Raw genomic sequence first — 16873 nt, forward strand, 5'->3', positions numbered from 1 at the left:
AGTTCCTACCCCTGCAACCAAAAAATCAACTTGCCCGTCCGTGTCTTCCCAAATCTCCAGTGCAGTCGTATTGCGATGAATTTCTGGGTTTGCCGGATTGCTAAACTGTTGCAGCATGTAAGCATCTGGCATCGAATGAACGATTTGCTGTGCCCGCTGAATACAGCCTGCCATACCCTCAATTCCTGGAGTTAGCTCCAGCTCTGCCCCATATGCCCGCAGCATTGCTCGTCGCTCCGAGCTCATCGTCTCCGGCATAGTCAGGATCAACCGATACCCTTTTGCAGCGGCTGCCATTGCCAGCGCGATTCCAGTATTGCCTGAGGTCGGCTCCACTAAAACCGTTTTCCCCGGCTTAATTAAATTCTCCCGCTCTGCCGCCTCGATCATGCTAATGCCAATGCGATCTTTGACTGAGGCAGAAGGGTTCATTCCCTCCAGTTTCACCACAATTTGTGCAACACAGCCCTCATCCTGCGGAATGCGGTTTAACTGAACCAGCGGAGTTCGACCAATCAACTCTGTAATATTCTTAGCGATACGCATAAATTTCGTGGGATAGCAACGGTAGGAGCGAAAAACCAGAAACATGCCCAGTAGCTGCTAAAGCTAGCATGCTCTATTCACAGCTTGAGTTATCGATTGCTTTATCATCAACTCGCCTTAAACCCGGACAACTAGAAGTTAGCAGACATTAACTAGATATAGTACATAAAGTCAAGCTGCCGCCTAGAGTCTCGTTTCTCGGCAATGTCCTGTAGAGTGTACTTTTGCAGCACAGCATAAGCTGCTTGACCTGCTTCATGCCAAACTTCTCGAATCACCATTCCTTCAACAGATTTAGGCTCACGGGTTAACTCAGCATCATGAGTATCAATTCCTTCGATACAGTTCACAACCTCAAGTAAAGTAATCTTCCAAGGCTCACGCGCAAGCAGATATCCTCCTCGTGCGCCTCGCTGACTGCGAACCAGATTTGCACGTCTTAAAACCGCTAGAAGCTGCTCTAGATAGCGATCGGGGATATTCTGCTCAGCAGCAATCTGTCGAATTTGAAGCGGTTCACCGCTGCTGTAATGTGCAGTAAGCTCCAGAAGTGCCAACAGGGCATATTCACTTTTACAAGAGAGTTCCACGGCAAACATTGAGAGGGGTTCCTCTCCAGTATATCCCGGTTCTCCAGTCGGGTTTGTAGAGTTAGAGGAAACGCCCCAATTAATTTAGCAATCGTTTGATGTAGAGCGATCGCAGAACACTCATCTTCTGAAGCTGCGCCGCAGTTCCGTAAAGGCCTTATTAGGAAGAACGCACAAGATGTTAATGAAATAGCCTCTACAAAATTGCTCCCAAATTAAAAAGCCCAAGCCTCGTTAAGAAGCTTGAGCCGATCAATTTAGAGTAGGGACAGGAAAGAAATTTTGCTATCTCCGTCTCAGTCCCGTCACTCGCAATCTAGAAGGTGAACGTGGTTCTAACAACCCCTGCGATCGAATCGCTGTTGTCATCATCGTTACCCGGGTTGGTCAACCAAACGATACCGGGCGTGATCGCAATGTTGCTGTTGAGACGGAAGCGATAGAAGCCTTCCACAGCAAACGGAGTATCCTGATTGCGAACATCCGACAGAGTTCCGAAAGTACCGTCTCCGAAACCTCCTGCATAAAGGGGTGCACCAGCCAGAATACCCAGCAGGTTGCCGCGACCGCCCAAGTCACGAATTGCCAGAGTGCCCTGGTAGCTCCACACATCATAATCACCGCGATTGATAGCGCGAATCGGCGCATAGGCAACACCGCCGCCCAGTTCAAAGTCACCAAACTTGAAGTTAACCTGTGCTCCGTAGACGTTTGCCACTTCAGGACGGTCTGCATTGAGGAAGCCGAAACCTTCACCCAAGTAGGTGTTGGCATACATCAAACCCAGGTCAACGAAATCGCTCAGGAAGGTCAGCTGACCCATGAAAGAGCCATCGCCGTTGAACAGACCTGCACCGGATTCAGAATCTTCAGCTTCGTCAGCCGCGTAGCTCAAATCCAAGGACAAGTTCTCACTCAGTTCAAAGAACAAGCCAAGACCTGTACCACCTGTGACCAGAGCGTACTGGCGCGGTGCACCAAAGTTGGTCAACGAACCAGAACCACTGCTATCAAATGGGCTGATCGTGCTGGTTACATAGTCAGAGTCACTGGTTGCGTTAGCGCCCAACAGCACCGTAAGGCGATCGCCCAGCGGAAACTGATAGAACAACTGGTTCAGCACGATGTCATTGTCTTCACCTTCTGTACCACTACCAAACGACCAGTTTAAGTCGCCTAGACCAGCCTGAAGGGAATCGTAGCTTGAGAAGTCACGAGCTTGCAGACGAGTCCGCAGCAAGTCTTCGCCTGTAAAACTAGTATCAAAGTTCAAGCGAACTCGATAACCAGCATTTGCCTGATCATCGAACTCTTCATCGTCGTAGTCGATGGGCACAGCAGCCGCAAAGATAACTTCACCGTTCAGCTTTGTCGTGGTCGAGAACTGATTTGCTTCCAGCTCAGAAGTACGCGATTCCAGCGCATCCACGCGACCACGAAGGGTAGACAGCTCAGCCTGGAACTCGTCCTGCAGGCGACGCAGGGTTGCCAGGTCTTCCTTAGTTGCGAGGTCAGCCGTACTGGAGGCAATTAACTCGCTGATGCGATCCAGACAGGCGTTTAAACCAGCAGCAAACTCAAAACGGGTCAGAGCACGCTGACCTCTGTAGGTTCCATCGGGATAACCTGCAATACAGCCGTAACGCTCGACTAGAGACTGGAGAGCCTGGAATGCCCAATCAGTCGGTTGAACATCAGAGAGCTGAGAAATAGACGTAACTTGAGCCTGAGTTGTAGAAACTTCGTTACCGTACTGAACGATCTCATCCAGCGATGCAACACTGGTTTCAGCAGAAGCAGCAACCGGAGCAGCTTGAGCAATCTGGAGAGGTTCAGCAGGAGCAACTTCAGCAACCGGAGTTTCAGCAACCGGAGCAACTTCAGCAACCGGAGTTTCAGTAACCGAAGCTTCAGCAGTCGGAGCGGCAGCAATAGGAGCCGTCGCATCAATTTGTAGTGTCGTGCTAGCAGCCGAAGCAGTATTCAACAGCGCATCAGCACCAGCCTGGGATTCTGCCGCATAAGCAGAAGACGAAACTAGAAGGGCCGCGCCCAGAAAAGCAGGCGTAGCAACAAGATAGTTCAGCTTTAGAACTTTGGATAGCATTGTTTGAGTCCTCACACCTAAACCTAAAGTGACTTTAGATTCCACACCTATCATTTTGACGTACCCCTCCGTATTAATCACGGCGGATTCTGGGTTCAAGCAGCAATTGCGGACATCGCCCGTTTAACATTACTTCGCCCAATGGACAACGTCTTACCCAACCGAAACATTGGCTTTAGAATCTTACTTCTCGTAAGCCAAACACTGATATCGTATCACGGTTGAATCGATTCAGCTATTCGCCTATTCTCTCTGCTCTTAAACAGCTAGTTCTTAAACAGAGGCGGCACACATCACAACCTTAATGAACGTGAGACTCGTTGCAACCAGATTAAGGTTTGCAAAAATCTCAGACCTAATGTTGCTTTACCCACTAAAGTTAGCTGACCTGATGAATGAATTGAATCTCTCGTGTGACAGTTCGATCGATCGGACAATTCATCTTGCGATTTGCAAACATGTTATCTGCAAACATCAGTGCCGCTAAGGGATAGACAAAGCCCCTCAAAAAAAAGTTCCCAAAAAACTATCCGCTCTCACTAGATAGCAGGTTCAAAATTTCCTTTCGGATCTTTCTCATTGCTGAAAGTGAGAGCGGTGTAGCGGGTCATAGGTTAAAAGCGAACTGCCGGAAGGAACTCCAATCAGTGTGCGCTCTTGAAACTAAGCTTCAGGAAGTTACCTGATTCTTAGAGAACAGCTCCGGCGCGCAGCCAGCTTGTCTTAACCTGATGACCCAGGCGTTTACTACTATCTTGCATGGGCATCACCTCCTTATTCCCTAAACGGTTGTTGAGAAGTTAGAGCTTTAAGCTCGGTGTTACCACCTATCAACTACATTAGCACAGGGAAATCGATTGTGTGAAAATTTCAGCAAAAAGCTCCTACCCGAAGGCAGGAGCTAACTCAACACTTATTCCCTTGATTACCAGATGATTATCGGGTTAGAGAGCGTTACCACGGGGCAGTACCTCTTCGGGGAATACAAATTGTTCGTGCGGCTGATCCTGAGGTGCCATCCAAGCCCGGATGCCCTCGTTCAGCAGAATGTTCTTCGTGTAGAACGTCTCAAACTCCGGGTCTTCTGCCGCCCGAATCTCCTGCGACACAAAATCATACGCCCGCAGGTTCAACGCCAGCCCGACCACGCCGACCGCACTCATCCATAAGCCCGTCACAGGCACAAACAGCATGAAGAAGTGCAGCCACCGCTTGTTGCTGAAGGCAACCCCGAAGATCTGCGACCAGAAGCGGTTCGCGGTCACCATCGAGTACGTTTCTTCACTCTGGGTCGGGTTGAAGGCACGGAAAGTGTTTGAGCCGTCGCCATCCTCAAACAAGGTGTTCTCGACCGTCGCGCCGTGAATCGCACACAGCAATGCTCCACCCAGAATCCCTGCTACACCCATCATGTGGAATGGGTTTAGCGTCCAGTTGTGGAACCCCTGGAAAAACAGCAAAAAGCGGAAGATCGCGGCAACCCCAAAGCTGGGCGCGAAAAACCACGCTGACTGCCCCAACGGGTACATCAAAAACACGCTGACGAACACCGCGATCGGACCCGAAAAAGCCAGAGCGTTGTAGGGACGAATGCCCACCAACCGGGCAATCTCAAACTGCCGCAGCATGAAGCCAATCAGACCAAACGCTCCGTGCAGGGCAACAAAAGTCCACAGTCCGCCGAGCTGACACCAGCGGGTGAAGTCCCACTGCGCTTCAGGTCCCCACAGGAACAGCAACGAGTGACCCAGGGAGTTGGGCGGGGTGGACACCGCAACCGTCAGGAAGTTGCAGCCCTCCAGGTAGGACGAGGCGATGCCGTGGGTGTACCAGGAGGTGACAAAGGTGGTACCAGTCAGCCAGCCGCCCAAGGCCAGGTAGGCACAGGGAAAGAGCAGCAGTCCTGACCAGCCGATGAAAACGAATCTGTCGCGCTTCAGCCAGTCGTCGACGGTGTCGAACCATCCTCGCTGGGCTTGTGCGCGCCCCATTGCTATGGTCATTTCATATCCTCTTAATATGAGATCAGATCCATTCGATCGCTTAACAAGCTTACCTGGTTCAGGATGCTGAGCGATCGAGGAAACCTTGAACATGAGTCGTTGATACCGAGAACAGCAAACGCTCTCTCGTATCTCTATCGCAGTGCGTAAGCATTAATGCTTATACATTCTGAGATAGGACTTAATGTTTCTATATGATAGGGAGATATCAAAAATTTTACAATCTGATACGTGATCGTCTCAGAAAGTCTCCCCGGTCTAAATGGATCGTTCAAGCGTTTACTGATTCGATTTTACAGGGATTCTGATCCCTCGATCGCAGAGATACGGTGGATCAGCCTACCTTTGATACCCTTCTTTACCTTTGGACAAACTAAGCTCATGGCTGCAACAACCGCATCCAAAAATGAGAACAACTTGATTCTTCGTCAATCGGTCTTGGGCGCACGCCGCTTTAGCAACTATTTCTGGGCGGCAGTTTCGACGATTGGCGGAGCAGGTTTTCTGTTTTCAAGCATTTCTAGCTACACAAAAGTTAATCTTCTTCCTTTCTCTGACCCCACTCAGCTCGTCTTTATTCCGCAGGGAATTGCAATGGGCTTTTACGGCATTGCCGGACTCCTGCTAGGAACCTATCTCTGGCTGATTGTTTATTGGGATGTTGGTGGCGGGTATAACGAATTTAATCGGCAAACCGGAACTGCAACCCTGTTTCGGTCGGGCTTTCCAGGCAAGAATCGCCGCATCGAGCTGACCTACCCACTCGAAGACATTCAGGCGATTCGCGTCGAAATTCGCGAAGGCATCAGCCCTAAACGTGCTCTCTACCTGCGTATTAAGGGCAAAGGCGATCTGCCGCTTACCCGCGTTGGCCAACCCCTATCCTTGAAGGAATTGGAAAATCAGGGCGCAGAACTGGCTCGCTTCCTCGCCGTACCTCTGGAGGGACTTTAAAGCTTGCGCGCGTTGATTAATTTGTAAATTGTTGGAGTGAGAATCTAGCTTATCTAGTTTTAGGGGGTAGCTCGCTTGCCCGCCCAATTGGTGAGAGGCATCCTGTCGACTAGCGCAGACGAGGAAGCTCACCTCAACGAAATGACAGGTTATACAATTTCTGTTCCTAAGCCAGATAATGGCCTAGGACTACAAAGAATCGTGAAACTCATGGATATTCGATTTCGTCGCTGGTTAACCGCCTTTTTGCTGGGTGGGGTAATGCTACTGGCAAACTGTGCGGGTCAGAATCAAACTCAAGAGTCTGTTTCAAGTGCCAGCCCCTCGCCTACGGGAACGACTACACCTGCCTCGACTCCCTCTGGTGCAGCCGTTAGTCCACAGTTCAGCAACTTACCGCGCCTCAATGGGGAAGCAACGGTCGAAATGGTGGTGAAAGGTTCTCCGATCGTCATCCGAATCGATGGCGCAAATGCTCCGATTACAGCCGGAAACTTTGTTGATCTCGTCAATCGGCAAGTTTACGACGGCTTGGCGTTTCATCGGGTGGTGCGGGAGCCTCAGCCTTTTGTGGTGCAGGGCGGCGACCCACAAAGCAAAGACCCTGCGTTTCCTGTCAATCGATTGGGAACGGGTGGATTCACCGACCCCGCAACGAACCAGGAGCGGCAGATTCCGCTAGAAATTAAGCCAGATGGGACTGGTCAGCCTGTTTATAGCAAAACGCTTGAAACGGCTGGGGTCACAGCAAAACCTGTCTTGCGCCATACTCGTGGGGCAGTGGCAATGGCACGTTCTGCTCTACCTGACTCGGCTTCGTCTCAGTTTTACATTGCGCTGGATGACCTGACTTTTCTGGATGGCAGCTATGCGGTATTTGGCTCTGTAACGAGCGGGATGGAAGTCGTCGACCAGATTCAGCAGGGCGATCGAATTACTTCAGCAAAAGTAACGGCTGGGTTGGAAAACCTGCAGCCTGCTCGCTAGCAGCCCTGATATTGCTGTAGAAGTCATCAAAGAAATTATCAGACCTTGAGTTAATTGTGCTCTCTGGAAAACCCGGAGAGTTTTTTATGAGAAGTTTTCAGCAGTCCTGCAAAAAAGAACAGTGGATTAAGATAATCTGAGTCTCATATTCGGTCAAAAGCAGGACGCCGAAATAAATGTTTGATCGGCTGAACATTTGATTGGCTGAGCAAAAGACCTGTCTGAGAGGCGTGTTAAGCAAAGTTAAGCCCATTGGCCTAGTAACGTTTGCCTTTGCTTATAGAACTTTTTAGATACCGTTATCAACGAATGGGTTTTCCGGGGGAAAGCCTTAGGCTAGTATTAAGGATAGATTTTTTCTGATACCTCAAACAGCTTTCATAAGGCTATTTCTATTAACCAGATTAATTCTGGGTATTGCTGGAACGGATGAGTTAACCCTAGCGTGCCTACAGGACGGTACTGATGACCCAGCTTCTTGCTGAAACCGCTTGGTTTATTCCTTGCTATCCCCTGGTGGGAATGCTTTTGTCCATTGTTTGGTTTCCGTCGATTACTCGGCGGACTGGACCACGACCTGCGGGCTACGTCAACGCAATCACAACCTTCGTGGCGTTCCTGCACGGTGTTTTGGCACTGTCTGTACTTTTGGAGCAGCCGCCAATTCAACTCAGCTTACCCTGGCTTCAGGTTGCCGGCTTAAACTTAACGATTCCCGTCGAAATTTCTGCGTTAACAGTCGGGGCAACGGTACTGATTACTGGGCTGAACTTTCTGGCGCAAATCTATGGAGTGGGCTATCTGGAAATGGACTGGGGCTGGGCACGGTTCTACTCGTTGCTCGCTTTGTTTGAAGCAGGCATGTCCGCCCTGGTGCTGTGTGACTCCCTATTCTTCAGCTACATCATTCTGGAGATCCTGACGCTGGGAACTTACCTCCTCGTTGGCTTCTGGTTTAATCAGTCGCTGGTGGTGACTGGGGCACGCGATGCGTTTTTGACCAAGCGAGTCGGCGATTTGTTTCTGCTGATGGGCGTACTGGCAATCTTTCCGCTGGCTGGAACCTGGGATTTTGATGAGCTGGCAGTTTGGGCACAAACAGCAAACGTTGATCCGACCGTGGCGGCGCTGGTGGGCCTGGCACTCCTGGCAGGCCCGATGGGCAAATGTGCTCAGTTTCCACTGCACCTCTGGCTGGATGAAGCGATGGAAGGTCCGTTCCCCAGCACGATTTTGAGAAACTCTGTGGTCGTGGCAACGGGTGCCTGGGTGATGATTAAACTGGAGCCTGTTTTTGCCCTGTCCCCAATCGTCCTCAATGCAGCGATCGCAATCGGTGCGGTTTCAGCGATCGGCGGTACGCTCATCTCGATGGCACAAGTTGACATCAAGCGGGCTTTTTCTTATCTGGTAACTGCCTACATGGGCGTGGTGTTTATCGCGGTCGGGGCACAGCAATCCGAAGCCGCGCTGCTGATCGTGTTTACTCATGCGCTGGGCATGGCGGCGATCGTGGCAAGCTGCGGGTCGATCGTTCTCAACAACATTACGCAGGATTTGACTCAGCTGGGCGGACTCTGGAAAAAGCGTCCGGTTACGGGACTGTCATTTATTGCAGGTGCAACTGGGCTAATCGCGCTGCCGCCGCTGGGTGGATTCTGGGCAATGCTGAAACTGGTGGACGGTTTGTGGCAAACGAGTTCCTGGCTGGTTGGGCTGGTGCTGCTGATTAATGGCTTGGCTGCCTTTAGCCTGACTCGGACGTTTGGGCTAATCTTTGCGAACCAGGAACAGCCAATGACGGTTCGATCGCCCGAAAACCTGTGGGCAGTCACGCTGCCGATGACAATCTTCGCGGGGTTCGCGCTGCATGTGCCCGTACTGCTGCAAGCTTTTGATCTGCTGCCAAGCTGGGCTGAAATCAGCAAAGATGTTGCTTTGATGCTGACCTGGTCGAGCATTTTTGGTTTGAGCATTGGCTGGGTGGTTTACATCAGCAATTACGTCAAAAAGCCCGTTCGTCTGCCCTCGAAGGCACTGCAAGATCTCTTTGCCTACGACTTCTACACGCCGAAGCTTTATCGATCGAGTGTGGTCGGCAGCGTGGATATTGTGTCTCGCATCACAGACTGGTTCGATCGCTATCTGGTTGATGGATTGGTCAACCTGGTCGGGCTGTCTTCGATCTTCGGCGGCGAAACGCTCAAGTATGGCAACTCGGGTCAGACTCAGTTTTATGTACTGACGATCGCCTTCGGTTTAGTTCTGATTGCACTTTTAGCAAGCTGGTCGTTCCTGTCTGAGCTCACGATCGGCATTGGGTAATTCTTTTTGGGTAATTTTCTCTGACTCCTAAACCTTACTCTTGTAATCCCTCGCTATGCTAAGTGCCCTCATCTGGCTTCCGATCGCTGGTGCATTGGTCATCAGCCTGCTGCCAAGCAAGTACACTTCTTCTCAAGTTCGCTCCAGTGCGTTGGCGATCTCGCTTATCAATCTGCTCTGGACAGTCTGGATTCTGACCCAGTTTGACATTACCCAATCCGGATTTCAGTTTCGGGAGTTTCTGCCCTGGATTACTCCCTTGGGACTGAACTATGAACTGGGCGTGGACGGAGTTTCGGTAGTGTTGCTGGCACTGAATAGCCTGTTGACCCTGGTTGCGATTTTTAGCAGCAGTGAAAACACAGAGCGTCCAAAACTGCTCTATGTCATGATGCTGCTGGTGAATGGTGGTGTTTCAGGCGCATTCCTCGCACAAAACCTGATGCTGTTTTTCCTGTTCTACGAACTGGAGCTCATTCCCTTCTTCCTGATGATTTCGATCTGGGGTGGGGCAAAGCGTAGCTATGCAGCAGTCAAATTCCTGCTCTTTACGGCCGTTTCTGGTGCCCTGGTTCTGGTGAGCTTTCTGGGACTGGTCTGGCTCTCTGGCGCGTCTGATTTCTCTTACCAGTCGGTACTGGGGCAGGCGTTGCCGATCGGCTCTCAGGTCTTGCTGCTGGGGTTAATGCTGGTTGGTTTTGGCATCAAGATTCCGCTTGTTCCCTTCCATACCTGGCTACCGGATACCTATGTTGAAGCGTCTTCTCCAGTCGCGATTCTGCTAGGGGGTGTTTTTGCAAAGCTGGGAACCTACGGCCTGGTGCGATTCGGGATGGGATTGTTCCCAGAAGCGTGGGCGCAGCTCTCTCCTTTTCTGGCAACCTGGGCAGCCGTAAGCATTCTCTACGGAGCTTTGGCGGCGATCGCTCAAAAGGATATCAAGCGAATGGTGGCGTATAGCTCGATCGGACACATGGGCTATGTGCTGTTAGGTGCGGCTGCCTTGACTCCGCTCGCCCTGGTCGGAGCAGTAGGACAAATGGTGGCGCATGGCTTGATTCTGGCGATTTTGTTTCATCTGGTAGGGGTCGTGGAAGTGAAAGCGGGTACCCGCGACCTGGATGTGCTGAACGGTCTGCTGAATCCGATTCGCGGCTTGCCCTCGATTAGTTCACTGCTGATTCTGGGCGGCATGGCGAGTGCTGGGATTCCGGGATTAGCGGGCTTCATCGCGGAGTTTCTAGTTTTCCAGGGAACCTACTCTGTCTTTCCGGTGCAAACGCTGGCCGCGGTTCTGGGAACTGCGCTCACCGCAGTCTATTTTGTAATTCTGTTGAACCGCACCTGCTTCGGCAAACTGGATAACTCGACAGCGTACTTTCCGCAGGTCACGACAAGTGAGAAGTTCCCGGCTCTGGTTCTGGCAGTTTTGATTTTGTTCCTGGGCTTGCAGCCAAGCTGGTTGGTGCGCTGGACAGAAGCGACGACAACCGCTCTGGTGGCTACCGTTCCAACTCCGACCCAGCAGTTGGCAACGAGCGAGCGATTTTTAGACCTGAATAGCCTGGAACTGAATAACTAGTCGGTTATGGAGCATTCTCGCTGCACCTGGGCAAAGGGAATGTCTCTTGAAGAGATTCAAAGTGATTCTAAACCTCTACGCTTTCACCCTCTCACCGCTTATGACTGCAACTATTCTTCCCCCAGTTTCTACGCCTTCGCCAAAGCTCCCGCCCTCAAATCATGAGTTTGCTGAGGTCATTCATCGACTCGAAGCGGGTGGGGCAATGCTGCCGGATACGCCAGAAAACCTGATGCAAATCATTGGGCTGTATAAGGCTTACGCCGTACCAATGGATTTCTACTGGCGCGACCTGCTGTATATTGCCGAGCACGTTTTTCTCGATCCGCTGCCGTTCTTCAAGTACTTTATTTCGCAGGAATATCTCGATCGCCAAAATCACTACGCGGGCGATGAGGCAGACCTGAGAATCTGGCGTGGCACAGGCTCCGCTCACCCAGAACTGCTAGAGTTTATCCAGAAAGGCGAACTCAAATCCAAGCTGCCGCGCATTTTCCATCACTGGTATCACGATCGGATCAACATGGAGTTTGCCGAAGAGTGTATGCGGGCAATGTTCTGGCACGGTCGTGATATAGGCATGGGCTTATTTGATGCCTACCTCGACAGCGACGAGTACAAGCAAAACGCCGATCGCGCCATCCAAGCGTACTTCAAGAAAAATCCAGCGATGCTGGGACTGTACAAGCTGTTCCCGGATATGTTCCTGGAGCAGTGCCGTCAGATGTCCTACTACGCAAACCTGGGGCTATTTTGGGAAATCATGGCTCCGGTGTTCTTTGAAATGTCGGATTTGTACGACGAAGGCAAAATCGCTAGCGTCCCCGACGCGATGAACTTCCTGATTAACGGAATTTTTGCGATCGCAGGTCGCCCCATTTACCATCACGTTTACATCGACGGCGAGTGCTACGAAATCATCCCGAAATCAAAGGGCTTTATGTGGCTGTATGAAGCGGCACTGCCCTATGTAGAAGCCGTATTCTACCGCACCTCGCCGTTCCGGGGCACGAAGTCTTACAACGCGCAGGCAGGACAGGTTCCCCCAGAGCAGAAAGACTTCCACTATGGCGTGCTGTACGCAGACAAATTCCCGGTCGGTACGGCTGGCATCCCGCCGACGCTGCTAGCTCAGGATATGCTGCACTTCCTGCCGCAGTACTTGGTGGACTACTATCAGCAGTTCTGTCGCGGCGAAGACGATATGCTGGTGCAGCTAGCGGTGAGCTTCCAGCGATCGATGTACTGCGTAACTTCTGCAGTCATTCAAGCACTACGCGAAGCACTGCTGTATCCGCTAGATGACCCGAATCCGAAGCACCTGATGGCAAACCGGAAGTTCTTTGAAGCGCAGATGGATCGGTTTAAGCGTCCTGAAGCACAGCTCCGGCGCATTCAGACGCAGAACTATCGCTAAGCAAGATCTCTCCTGTCAGGCAGTACGCTGGTCAACACTCTACAGTGAATGACAATTTCGATGGCAATCTGGGTATGGGAAACCATGCCCTTTTTTGTTTGCCCTTTTTGTTGGCGGTTGATTACCCAAACTGTCCCCCCTTTTGCGAGTAATCGAGCTAATCATTCTGGCTTTCAAAGTCCCCTGAAGTTAGCAGGAGCAGGCAAAGAAGCAACCTACGGGGGCGATACAGAACCTTTGATACGGCTCAAATGTTCCCTAGGGCAAATATTTTTGCACCACGTCCCAGCCAGTCCAGGTGACGATCACAAATGCCAGCAGCAGCACCAGATTCGTCCCCAGATGTAGCCCCCTTGCCCAGGGACGATCGACATTAATCTGGGTTGCACTCCAGGCAGAAAGCAGCGTCAGACCGACAACAATCAAGCCCGCAGGCAAATGGGTGGAATGCCCCAAACTGCCGTAATGCCCGATCGTGCCTACTAAGCCGATCGCCAGCAGCAACAGCACCAGAAACACCATTGTGCCGCCGATCGTAAAGTGAACGGGACGCAGCCACCCTGGACGAACTTGAGGGGTTTGACGGCTGACAAATAGCCAGCTTCCAGTCAGACTCAGCAACAGATAAGCAAAGAGGGATAGACCCATTGACCAGGCAGCAGCACGCCAGAGCCAAATAAAAGAAGGAAGATTCAAGGAAAGCGTCTCGAAGCAACGTTCCTATTATCGCTATATCAATCCTGCGTTGCTTAACCTAACTTTTTTTCCAGACAATTTGCTGCCGAAAATCTCGTCAGTTAGTCGAAAGACAAAAATGAATGGGAGAAGCGATCGGCATTGGTTAGGGACGATTGGTCATTGGTTATTGGTCAATAGTCATTGATCATGCGACTTAAGTCTCGCTCTGGGTATAAATCAAGAGGCGATCGACCACAGGAGGGGAATAGCTCCAAAGACAGACGGCGGAGAAAAATGCGCTCTTTAAGGTGAAGAAAGATTTCACCCGAATTGACAGGAGAAGAGAGGAAATGCATTTCAAATCCCAACTTCGCTTTGCGACAATCGCCGCTGCAACCTTGACTGGATTGGTTGCTTTTAGCCCCGCTCAGGCACAAACAACCAGCAGTCCTAGTCAGTCGCCGATCCAAACGACCCCACCTGGTACAACGACCACGCCTGGAGCAGCGACTACCCCTGGCACAATGACCATGCCAGGCACAATGACCATGCCAGGCACGATGACTACGCCCGGAGCAACAACCCAACCCGGAGTCGGTACAGGCGCGGGCATTTCGACTCCTGGAGCCAACACTCCTTCCACCAGCACCACTCCCGCAACCAGACCTGCACCTGCCCCTCAAGCAAATACTGGTAATACAGGAGTCACTTCGCTGCTGCAACAAGCTTCTTCTGCAGGCACATTTAATACGCTGGCTCGTGCAGTGCAGGCGGCAGGAGTAGCAAACGCAATTCCGTCAACAGGTGGACAATTCACAATCTTTGCTCCGACCGATGAAGCCTTTTCAGCCCTCCCTGCTGGAACTCTAGAAAAACTGCTTCAACCCGAAAACCAGGCATTGCTGCGTCAGGTGCTGGCTTATCACGTTGTTCCTGGTGAGGTGACTTCTCAGGAGCTACAAACCGGAGTTGTCGATACCCTGGGTGGCGGTATCGCAGTGCGAGTTGCGGATGGTCGCATTATTGTGAATGATGGAAGCGTAATTCAGCCTGACATTCAAGCAGCGAACGGCGTAATTCACGTTGTTAACCGAGTTTTGCTGCCTGAACAACTACGTCAGCAGATTACTTCCCTTCAGTAGATTTGGTCCTCAGTAAATTTAGCCTTCAGTAACTTTGGGGCGATCGCGAGTAATTTGAAGATCGTTTTGTGGGGGACATGGGCAGCAGAAAGGTTTACTTAAGCCATCTACTCTGCGGATTGTCCCCTACATTGCCTTTGACAAAATTGCCTTTGACAAAATTTAGCGGAATTGCAGTCATTAAAAATGGTTCCGATAAAGGGTTCTTGTAAGTGTTTCGCTTATCCATAGAGCATCAGAACATTCCCTTTTTGTAGCACCGTTTTTAGCGTAGCTTCGGATTATTTTTTTCTTGTATAGTTCTTATTCTGGTAAGCCTCCCACTACGGAGGAAAGTTTTGCCAGAGTGCGATTATCCTATGGTGTTTATCCTGGGGTGTTTATCTTATCGTGAAGCTTGAGCGGGTTGAAGGTTGACCTGTTTCTTTTGACGCACCCGTGGTGCATTAAATTTCATTCCTGAGGTCAGCCCTGGATTGGGAACGAACTATTAGACTGCAAGTAACGTTACGTTTGTATATCGAATTCTATAAATCTGTAAATCTATTCGTTATTAATTTGCTTCCGCTACTTGCTGTGTTTTGTGACTGCGATCGTTTCGATCGAACTGTGTATTCTGCCCCTTTCGTTAAACGATAATCAGGAAAGACATAATGAAATCACCGCTTTACAGTCTCATTGGTTTCGCAAGCGTTGGAACTGTTCTTGTCGCTTTAACGCTGCCTGCCGCTGCTCAAACCTTCACCGGGAGTGGCAGCATTGGAACACCCGGATTTGGCTCTACAGGGGTTGGTGTTAGCCCAGGAACGACTTCGACTGGGATTCCCCTTTCTCCATTTGGTAGCAGCGTTTCAGGAACCGTTAACGGCATCCCTCAAAGCAATTTTGGAACGATCGTCACTCCGGGAACGGGCAGCACCTCAACCTTTGGCGTTCCGAATTCAGCGTTTGGTACTCCTGCCACTACAGGGACGATCGGCACAACGGGTCTACCGGGTACAACAGTCAACGGAGGGCAGCTCGGAACGACTCAGACTGGCATCTCAACGACCACAGGCTCTTCAACGATAACCGGAACACTGGGAACAAACGGCTTTCCGACAAACACTGCTCCGCTTGGTCCAACGTCGACCAGCACTTTTGGCGTACCTAGCTTCAGCGCACCGACCTTTGGCGCACCTGCCGGAACCACGAATTTTGGGACGCAAGGGGTGGTTACGCCTGGAACACAGTCTGGATTTGGAACACAGCCTGGATTCGGAACACAGCCTGGATTCGGAACACAGTCTGGATTTGGAACCCAAGGAGTTGTTACGCCTGGAACTGGAACAAGCACCAGCACCCAAGGATTTGGAACCCAAGGCGTTCAATCAGGCATTAACTCAGGAGTACAGGGCGTTCAATCAGGGGTTGGCACATCGGGTTTTGGAGCACAAGGGGCTGGAGCGGCAGGCTTTGCTGCGCCTGGAGTAAACAGTTCAACAAGCACACTGGGCAATGGAAATTCGGTGAATAGCGGATTCAACACTAATGGGTTTTCAGGACAATCGGGAACAAGTTTCACATCGCCTGGAGTAAGCTCAGGAGCACAGACGACACCTGCTGGAGTTACAAGCGGAACAACGTTTGTGCGATAGCGACAAGAACGATCGGGTTACGTCAAAAGGCACAGGCTTTCATTCCTTCAGTCAGTTCACCCTGAATACAGGTGCAAGAGCCAATTCAAGCAAAGATTTTGTTTTGACAGCACCCATCGGACATTTAAATTGGAGCATGAGCATGGCAGATCAATCACTGCAAGCAATGGATCTCGATGCGACGATCGCAGCCCTTCAGCAGGGAGTAACGTTGATTCCACTTGATGAAGCGATCGCGATTATTGAAACATGGCAAAGTCAACTGCAAGGACACGATCTCGCAGAAGACCTGGGCGAATTAAAAGCCGCTCTGCAAAACGGTAACTCGGGTGAGATCGCTAAATTGTTGATTGATATCGGCGAAGATGCTTCTGGGGCTTCCAGCATCGCTCCTAGCGAGGTCATGCCTAGGCTTCAACAGCTTGGTCAAGTGCTTTATCAGGCAGGTCATGCAATTAAATAGCTTGATTTGTGACGTTCTCTAATCATGAGGGGCTTAAAGCCCCTTTTTTAATGCCTGGATACAAGTTCGAGCAAGCTTGAGCAAAAATGAATTTCGATCGCTTTAGCCTATCCCCAGTCGCGATCGCTATATAATTCGTCGTAATAATGCAGGCAGGAAAGTGGTTTCAATCAACAATTTTTGATCAAAGCATGACTCACCCCACCATTCCTAAACCTGTCCTCGTTCGATTACGCCCAGCCTTGAGTGAGAAGAAATCGATGAACAAGCAAGCCTTGAGGAAAGCAGGCACGATTATCGGTGGAATTGCACTGCTGGCTGTCCCTGGTTATCAGGTTGGATCATTTGCGGCAGCGCAGGCAGGTCGGATAATTCCCGTTCAGGCTCTGACGACTCCGGGTGAAGCGGCTCCGCAGGCTGAGGGATCTCAAGAGGAATCTCA

General features: G+C 50.9%; 14 protein-coding genes. 9 read left to right on the forward strand and 5 right to left on the reverse strand.

Going from position 1 to position 16873, the window contains the following annotated elements:
* The 4 genes from H6F80_RS19085 to psbD form a co-directional block, all read right to left on the reverse strand.
* Positions 1-546, reverse strand: a 546-nt coding sequence (locus tag H6F80_RS19085; protein ID WP_190793110.1) for a PLP-dependent cysteine synthase family protein, incomplete at its 3' end; no start/stop codon positions are given.
* A gap of 152 nt (positions 547-698) precedes the next feature.
* Positions 699-1136 carry an Rrf2 family transcriptional regulator gene (locus H6F80_RS19090; RefSeq protein WP_190793111.1) on the reverse strand — a complete coding sequence of 146 codons (438 nt, stop codon included), beginning with the start codon at positions 1134-1136 and terminating at the stop codon, positions 699-701.
* A 316-nt stretch (positions 1137-1452) separates the two neighbouring features.
* Complete coding sequence (locus H6F80_RS19095) at positions 1453-3243, reverse strand: iron uptake porin (RefSeq protein ID WP_190793112.1); 1791 nt, start codon at positions 3241-3243, stop codon at positions 1453-1455.
* Between the two features lie 944 nt (positions 3244-4187).
* Positions 4188-5246, reverse strand: coding sequence for a photosystem II reaction center subunit D2 (gene psbD, locus H6F80_RS19100; protein WP_190793121.1), 1059 nt, complete (start codon positions 5244-5246; stop codon positions 4188-4190).
* Positions 5247-5627: 381 nt separating this feature from the next.
* Here psbD and H6F80_RS19105 point away from each other — a divergent pair, with 381 nt between their 5' ends.
* The 5 genes from H6F80_RS19105 (at position 5628) to cupA (ending at position 12511) form a co-directional block, all read left to right on the forward strand.
* Positions 5628-6200: a photosystem I assembly protein Ycf4 gene (locus H6F80_RS19105; protein WP_190793113.1), complete on the forward strand. Its 573-nt coding sequence runs from the start codon at positions 5628-5630 to the stop codon at positions 6198-6200.
* Between the two features lie 210 nt (positions 6201-6410).
* The gene (locus H6F80_RS19110) at positions 6411-7187 is read left to right on the forward strand and encodes a peptidylprolyl isomerase (protein ID WP_190793114.1); all 777 of its coding nucleotides are present in this window, start codon (positions 6411-6413) and stop codon (positions 7185-7187) included.
* Between the two features lie 465 nt (positions 7188-7652).
* Positions 7653-9512, forward strand: a complete 1860-nt coding sequence (locus tag H6F80_RS19115) for an NAD(P)H-quinone oxidoreductase subunit F (protein ID WP_190793115.1) — start codon at positions 7653-7655, stop codon at positions 9510-9512.
* Between the two features lie 55 nt (positions 9513-9567).
* The gene (locus tag H6F80_RS19120) at positions 9568-11094 is read left to right on the forward strand and encodes an NADH-quinone oxidoreductase subunit M (RefSeq protein ID WP_190793116.1); all 1527 of its coding nucleotides are present in this window, start codon (positions 9568-9570) and stop codon (positions 11092-11094) included.
* A 100-nt stretch (positions 11095-11194) separates the two neighbouring features.
* Positions 11195-12511, forward strand: a complete 1317-nt coding sequence (gene cupA / locus H6F80_RS19125; RefSeq protein WP_190793117.1) for a CO2 hydration protein CupA — start codon at positions 11195-11197, stop codon at positions 12509-12511.
* 258 nt (positions 12512-12769) lie between these two features.
* On the opposite strand, the gene H6F80_RS19130 is transcribed toward cupA, so the two are convergent.
* Complete coding sequence (locus H6F80_RS19130) at positions 12770-13207, reverse strand: DUF4079 domain-containing protein (RefSeq protein ID WP_190793118.1); 438 nt, start codon at positions 13205-13207, stop codon at positions 12770-12772.
* 332 nt (positions 13208-13539) lie between these two features.
* Here H6F80_RS19130 and H6F80_RS19135 point away from each other — a divergent pair, with 332 nt between their 5' ends.
* From H6F80_RS19135 to H6F80_RS19150, 4 genes are all read left to right on the forward strand, one after another.
* Positions 13540-14331, forward strand: coding sequence for a fasciclin domain-containing protein (locus tag H6F80_RS19135; RefSeq protein WP_199296687.1), 792 nt, complete (start codon positions 13540-13542; stop codon positions 14329-14331).
* Positions 14332-14984: 653 nt separating this feature from the next.
* Positions 14985-15968 (forward strand): hypothetical protein, encoded by a 984-nt coding sequence (locus tag H6F80_RS19140; protein WP_190793119.1) that lies wholly within the window; start codon positions 14985-14987, stop codon positions 15966-15968.
* Positions 15969-16110: 142 nt separating this feature from the next.
* On the forward strand, positions 16111-16431 hold the full coding sequence (locus H6F80_RS19145) for a hypothetical protein (protein WP_190793120.1): 321 nt from the start codon (positions 16111-16113) through the stop codon (positions 16429-16431).
* Between the two features lie 260 nt (positions 16432-16691).
* A partial coding sequence (locus H6F80_RS19150; RefSeq protein WP_199296688.1) for a hypothetical protein occupies positions 16692-16873 on the forward strand: 182 nt, incomplete at its 3' end.

Source organism: Leptolyngbya sp. FACHB-711, assembly GCF_014695615.1.
Classification (GTDB): Bacteria; Cyanobacteriota; Cyanobacteriia; order Elainellales; family Elainellaceae; genus Leptolyngbya_A.

What these genes read in the sequence shown, in the direction of transcription:
- H6F80_RS19095 (WP_190793112.1), bottom strand. Translation starts at nt 3,243, where the DNA reads ATGCTATCCAAAGTTCTAAAGCTGAACTATCTTGTTGCTACGCCTGCT.
- psbD (WP_190793121.1), bottom strand. Translation starts at nt 5,246, where the DNA reads ATGACCATAGCAATGGGGCGCGCACAAGCCCAGCGAGGATGGTTCGAC.
- H6F80_RS19105 (WP_190793113.1), top strand. Translation starts at nt 5,628, where the DNA reads ATGGCTGCAACAACCGCATCCAAAAATGAGAACAACTTGATTCTTCGT.
- H6F80_RS19110 (WP_190793114.1), top strand. Translation starts at nt 6,411, where the DNA reads ATGGATATTCGATTTCGTCGCTGGTTAACCGCCTTTTTGCTGGGTGGG.
- H6F80_RS19115 (WP_190793115.1), top strand. Translation starts at nt 7,653, where the DNA reads ATGACCCAGCTTCTTGCTGAAACCGCTTGGTTTATTCCTTGCTATCCC.
- H6F80_RS19120 (WP_190793116.1), top strand. Translation starts at nt 9,568, where the DNA reads ATGCTAAGTGCCCTCATCTGGCTTCCGATCGCTGGTGCATTGGTCATC.
- cupA (WP_190793117.1), top strand. Translation starts at nt 11,195, where the DNA reads ATGACTGCAACTATTCTTCCCCCAGTTTCTACGCCTTCGCCAAAGCTC.
- H6F80_RS19135 (WP_199296687.1), top strand. Translation starts at nt 13,540, where the DNA reads ATGCATTTCAAATCCCAACTTCGCTTTGCGACAATCGCCGCTGCAACC.
- H6F80_RS19140 (WP_190793119.1), top strand. Translation starts at nt 14,985, where the DNA reads ATGAAATCACCGCTTTACAGTCTCATTGGTTTCGCAAGCGTTGGAACT.
- H6F80_RS19145 (WP_190793120.1), top strand. Translation starts at nt 16,111, where the DNA reads ATGGCAGATCAATCACTGCAAGCAATGGATCTCGATGCGACGATCGCA.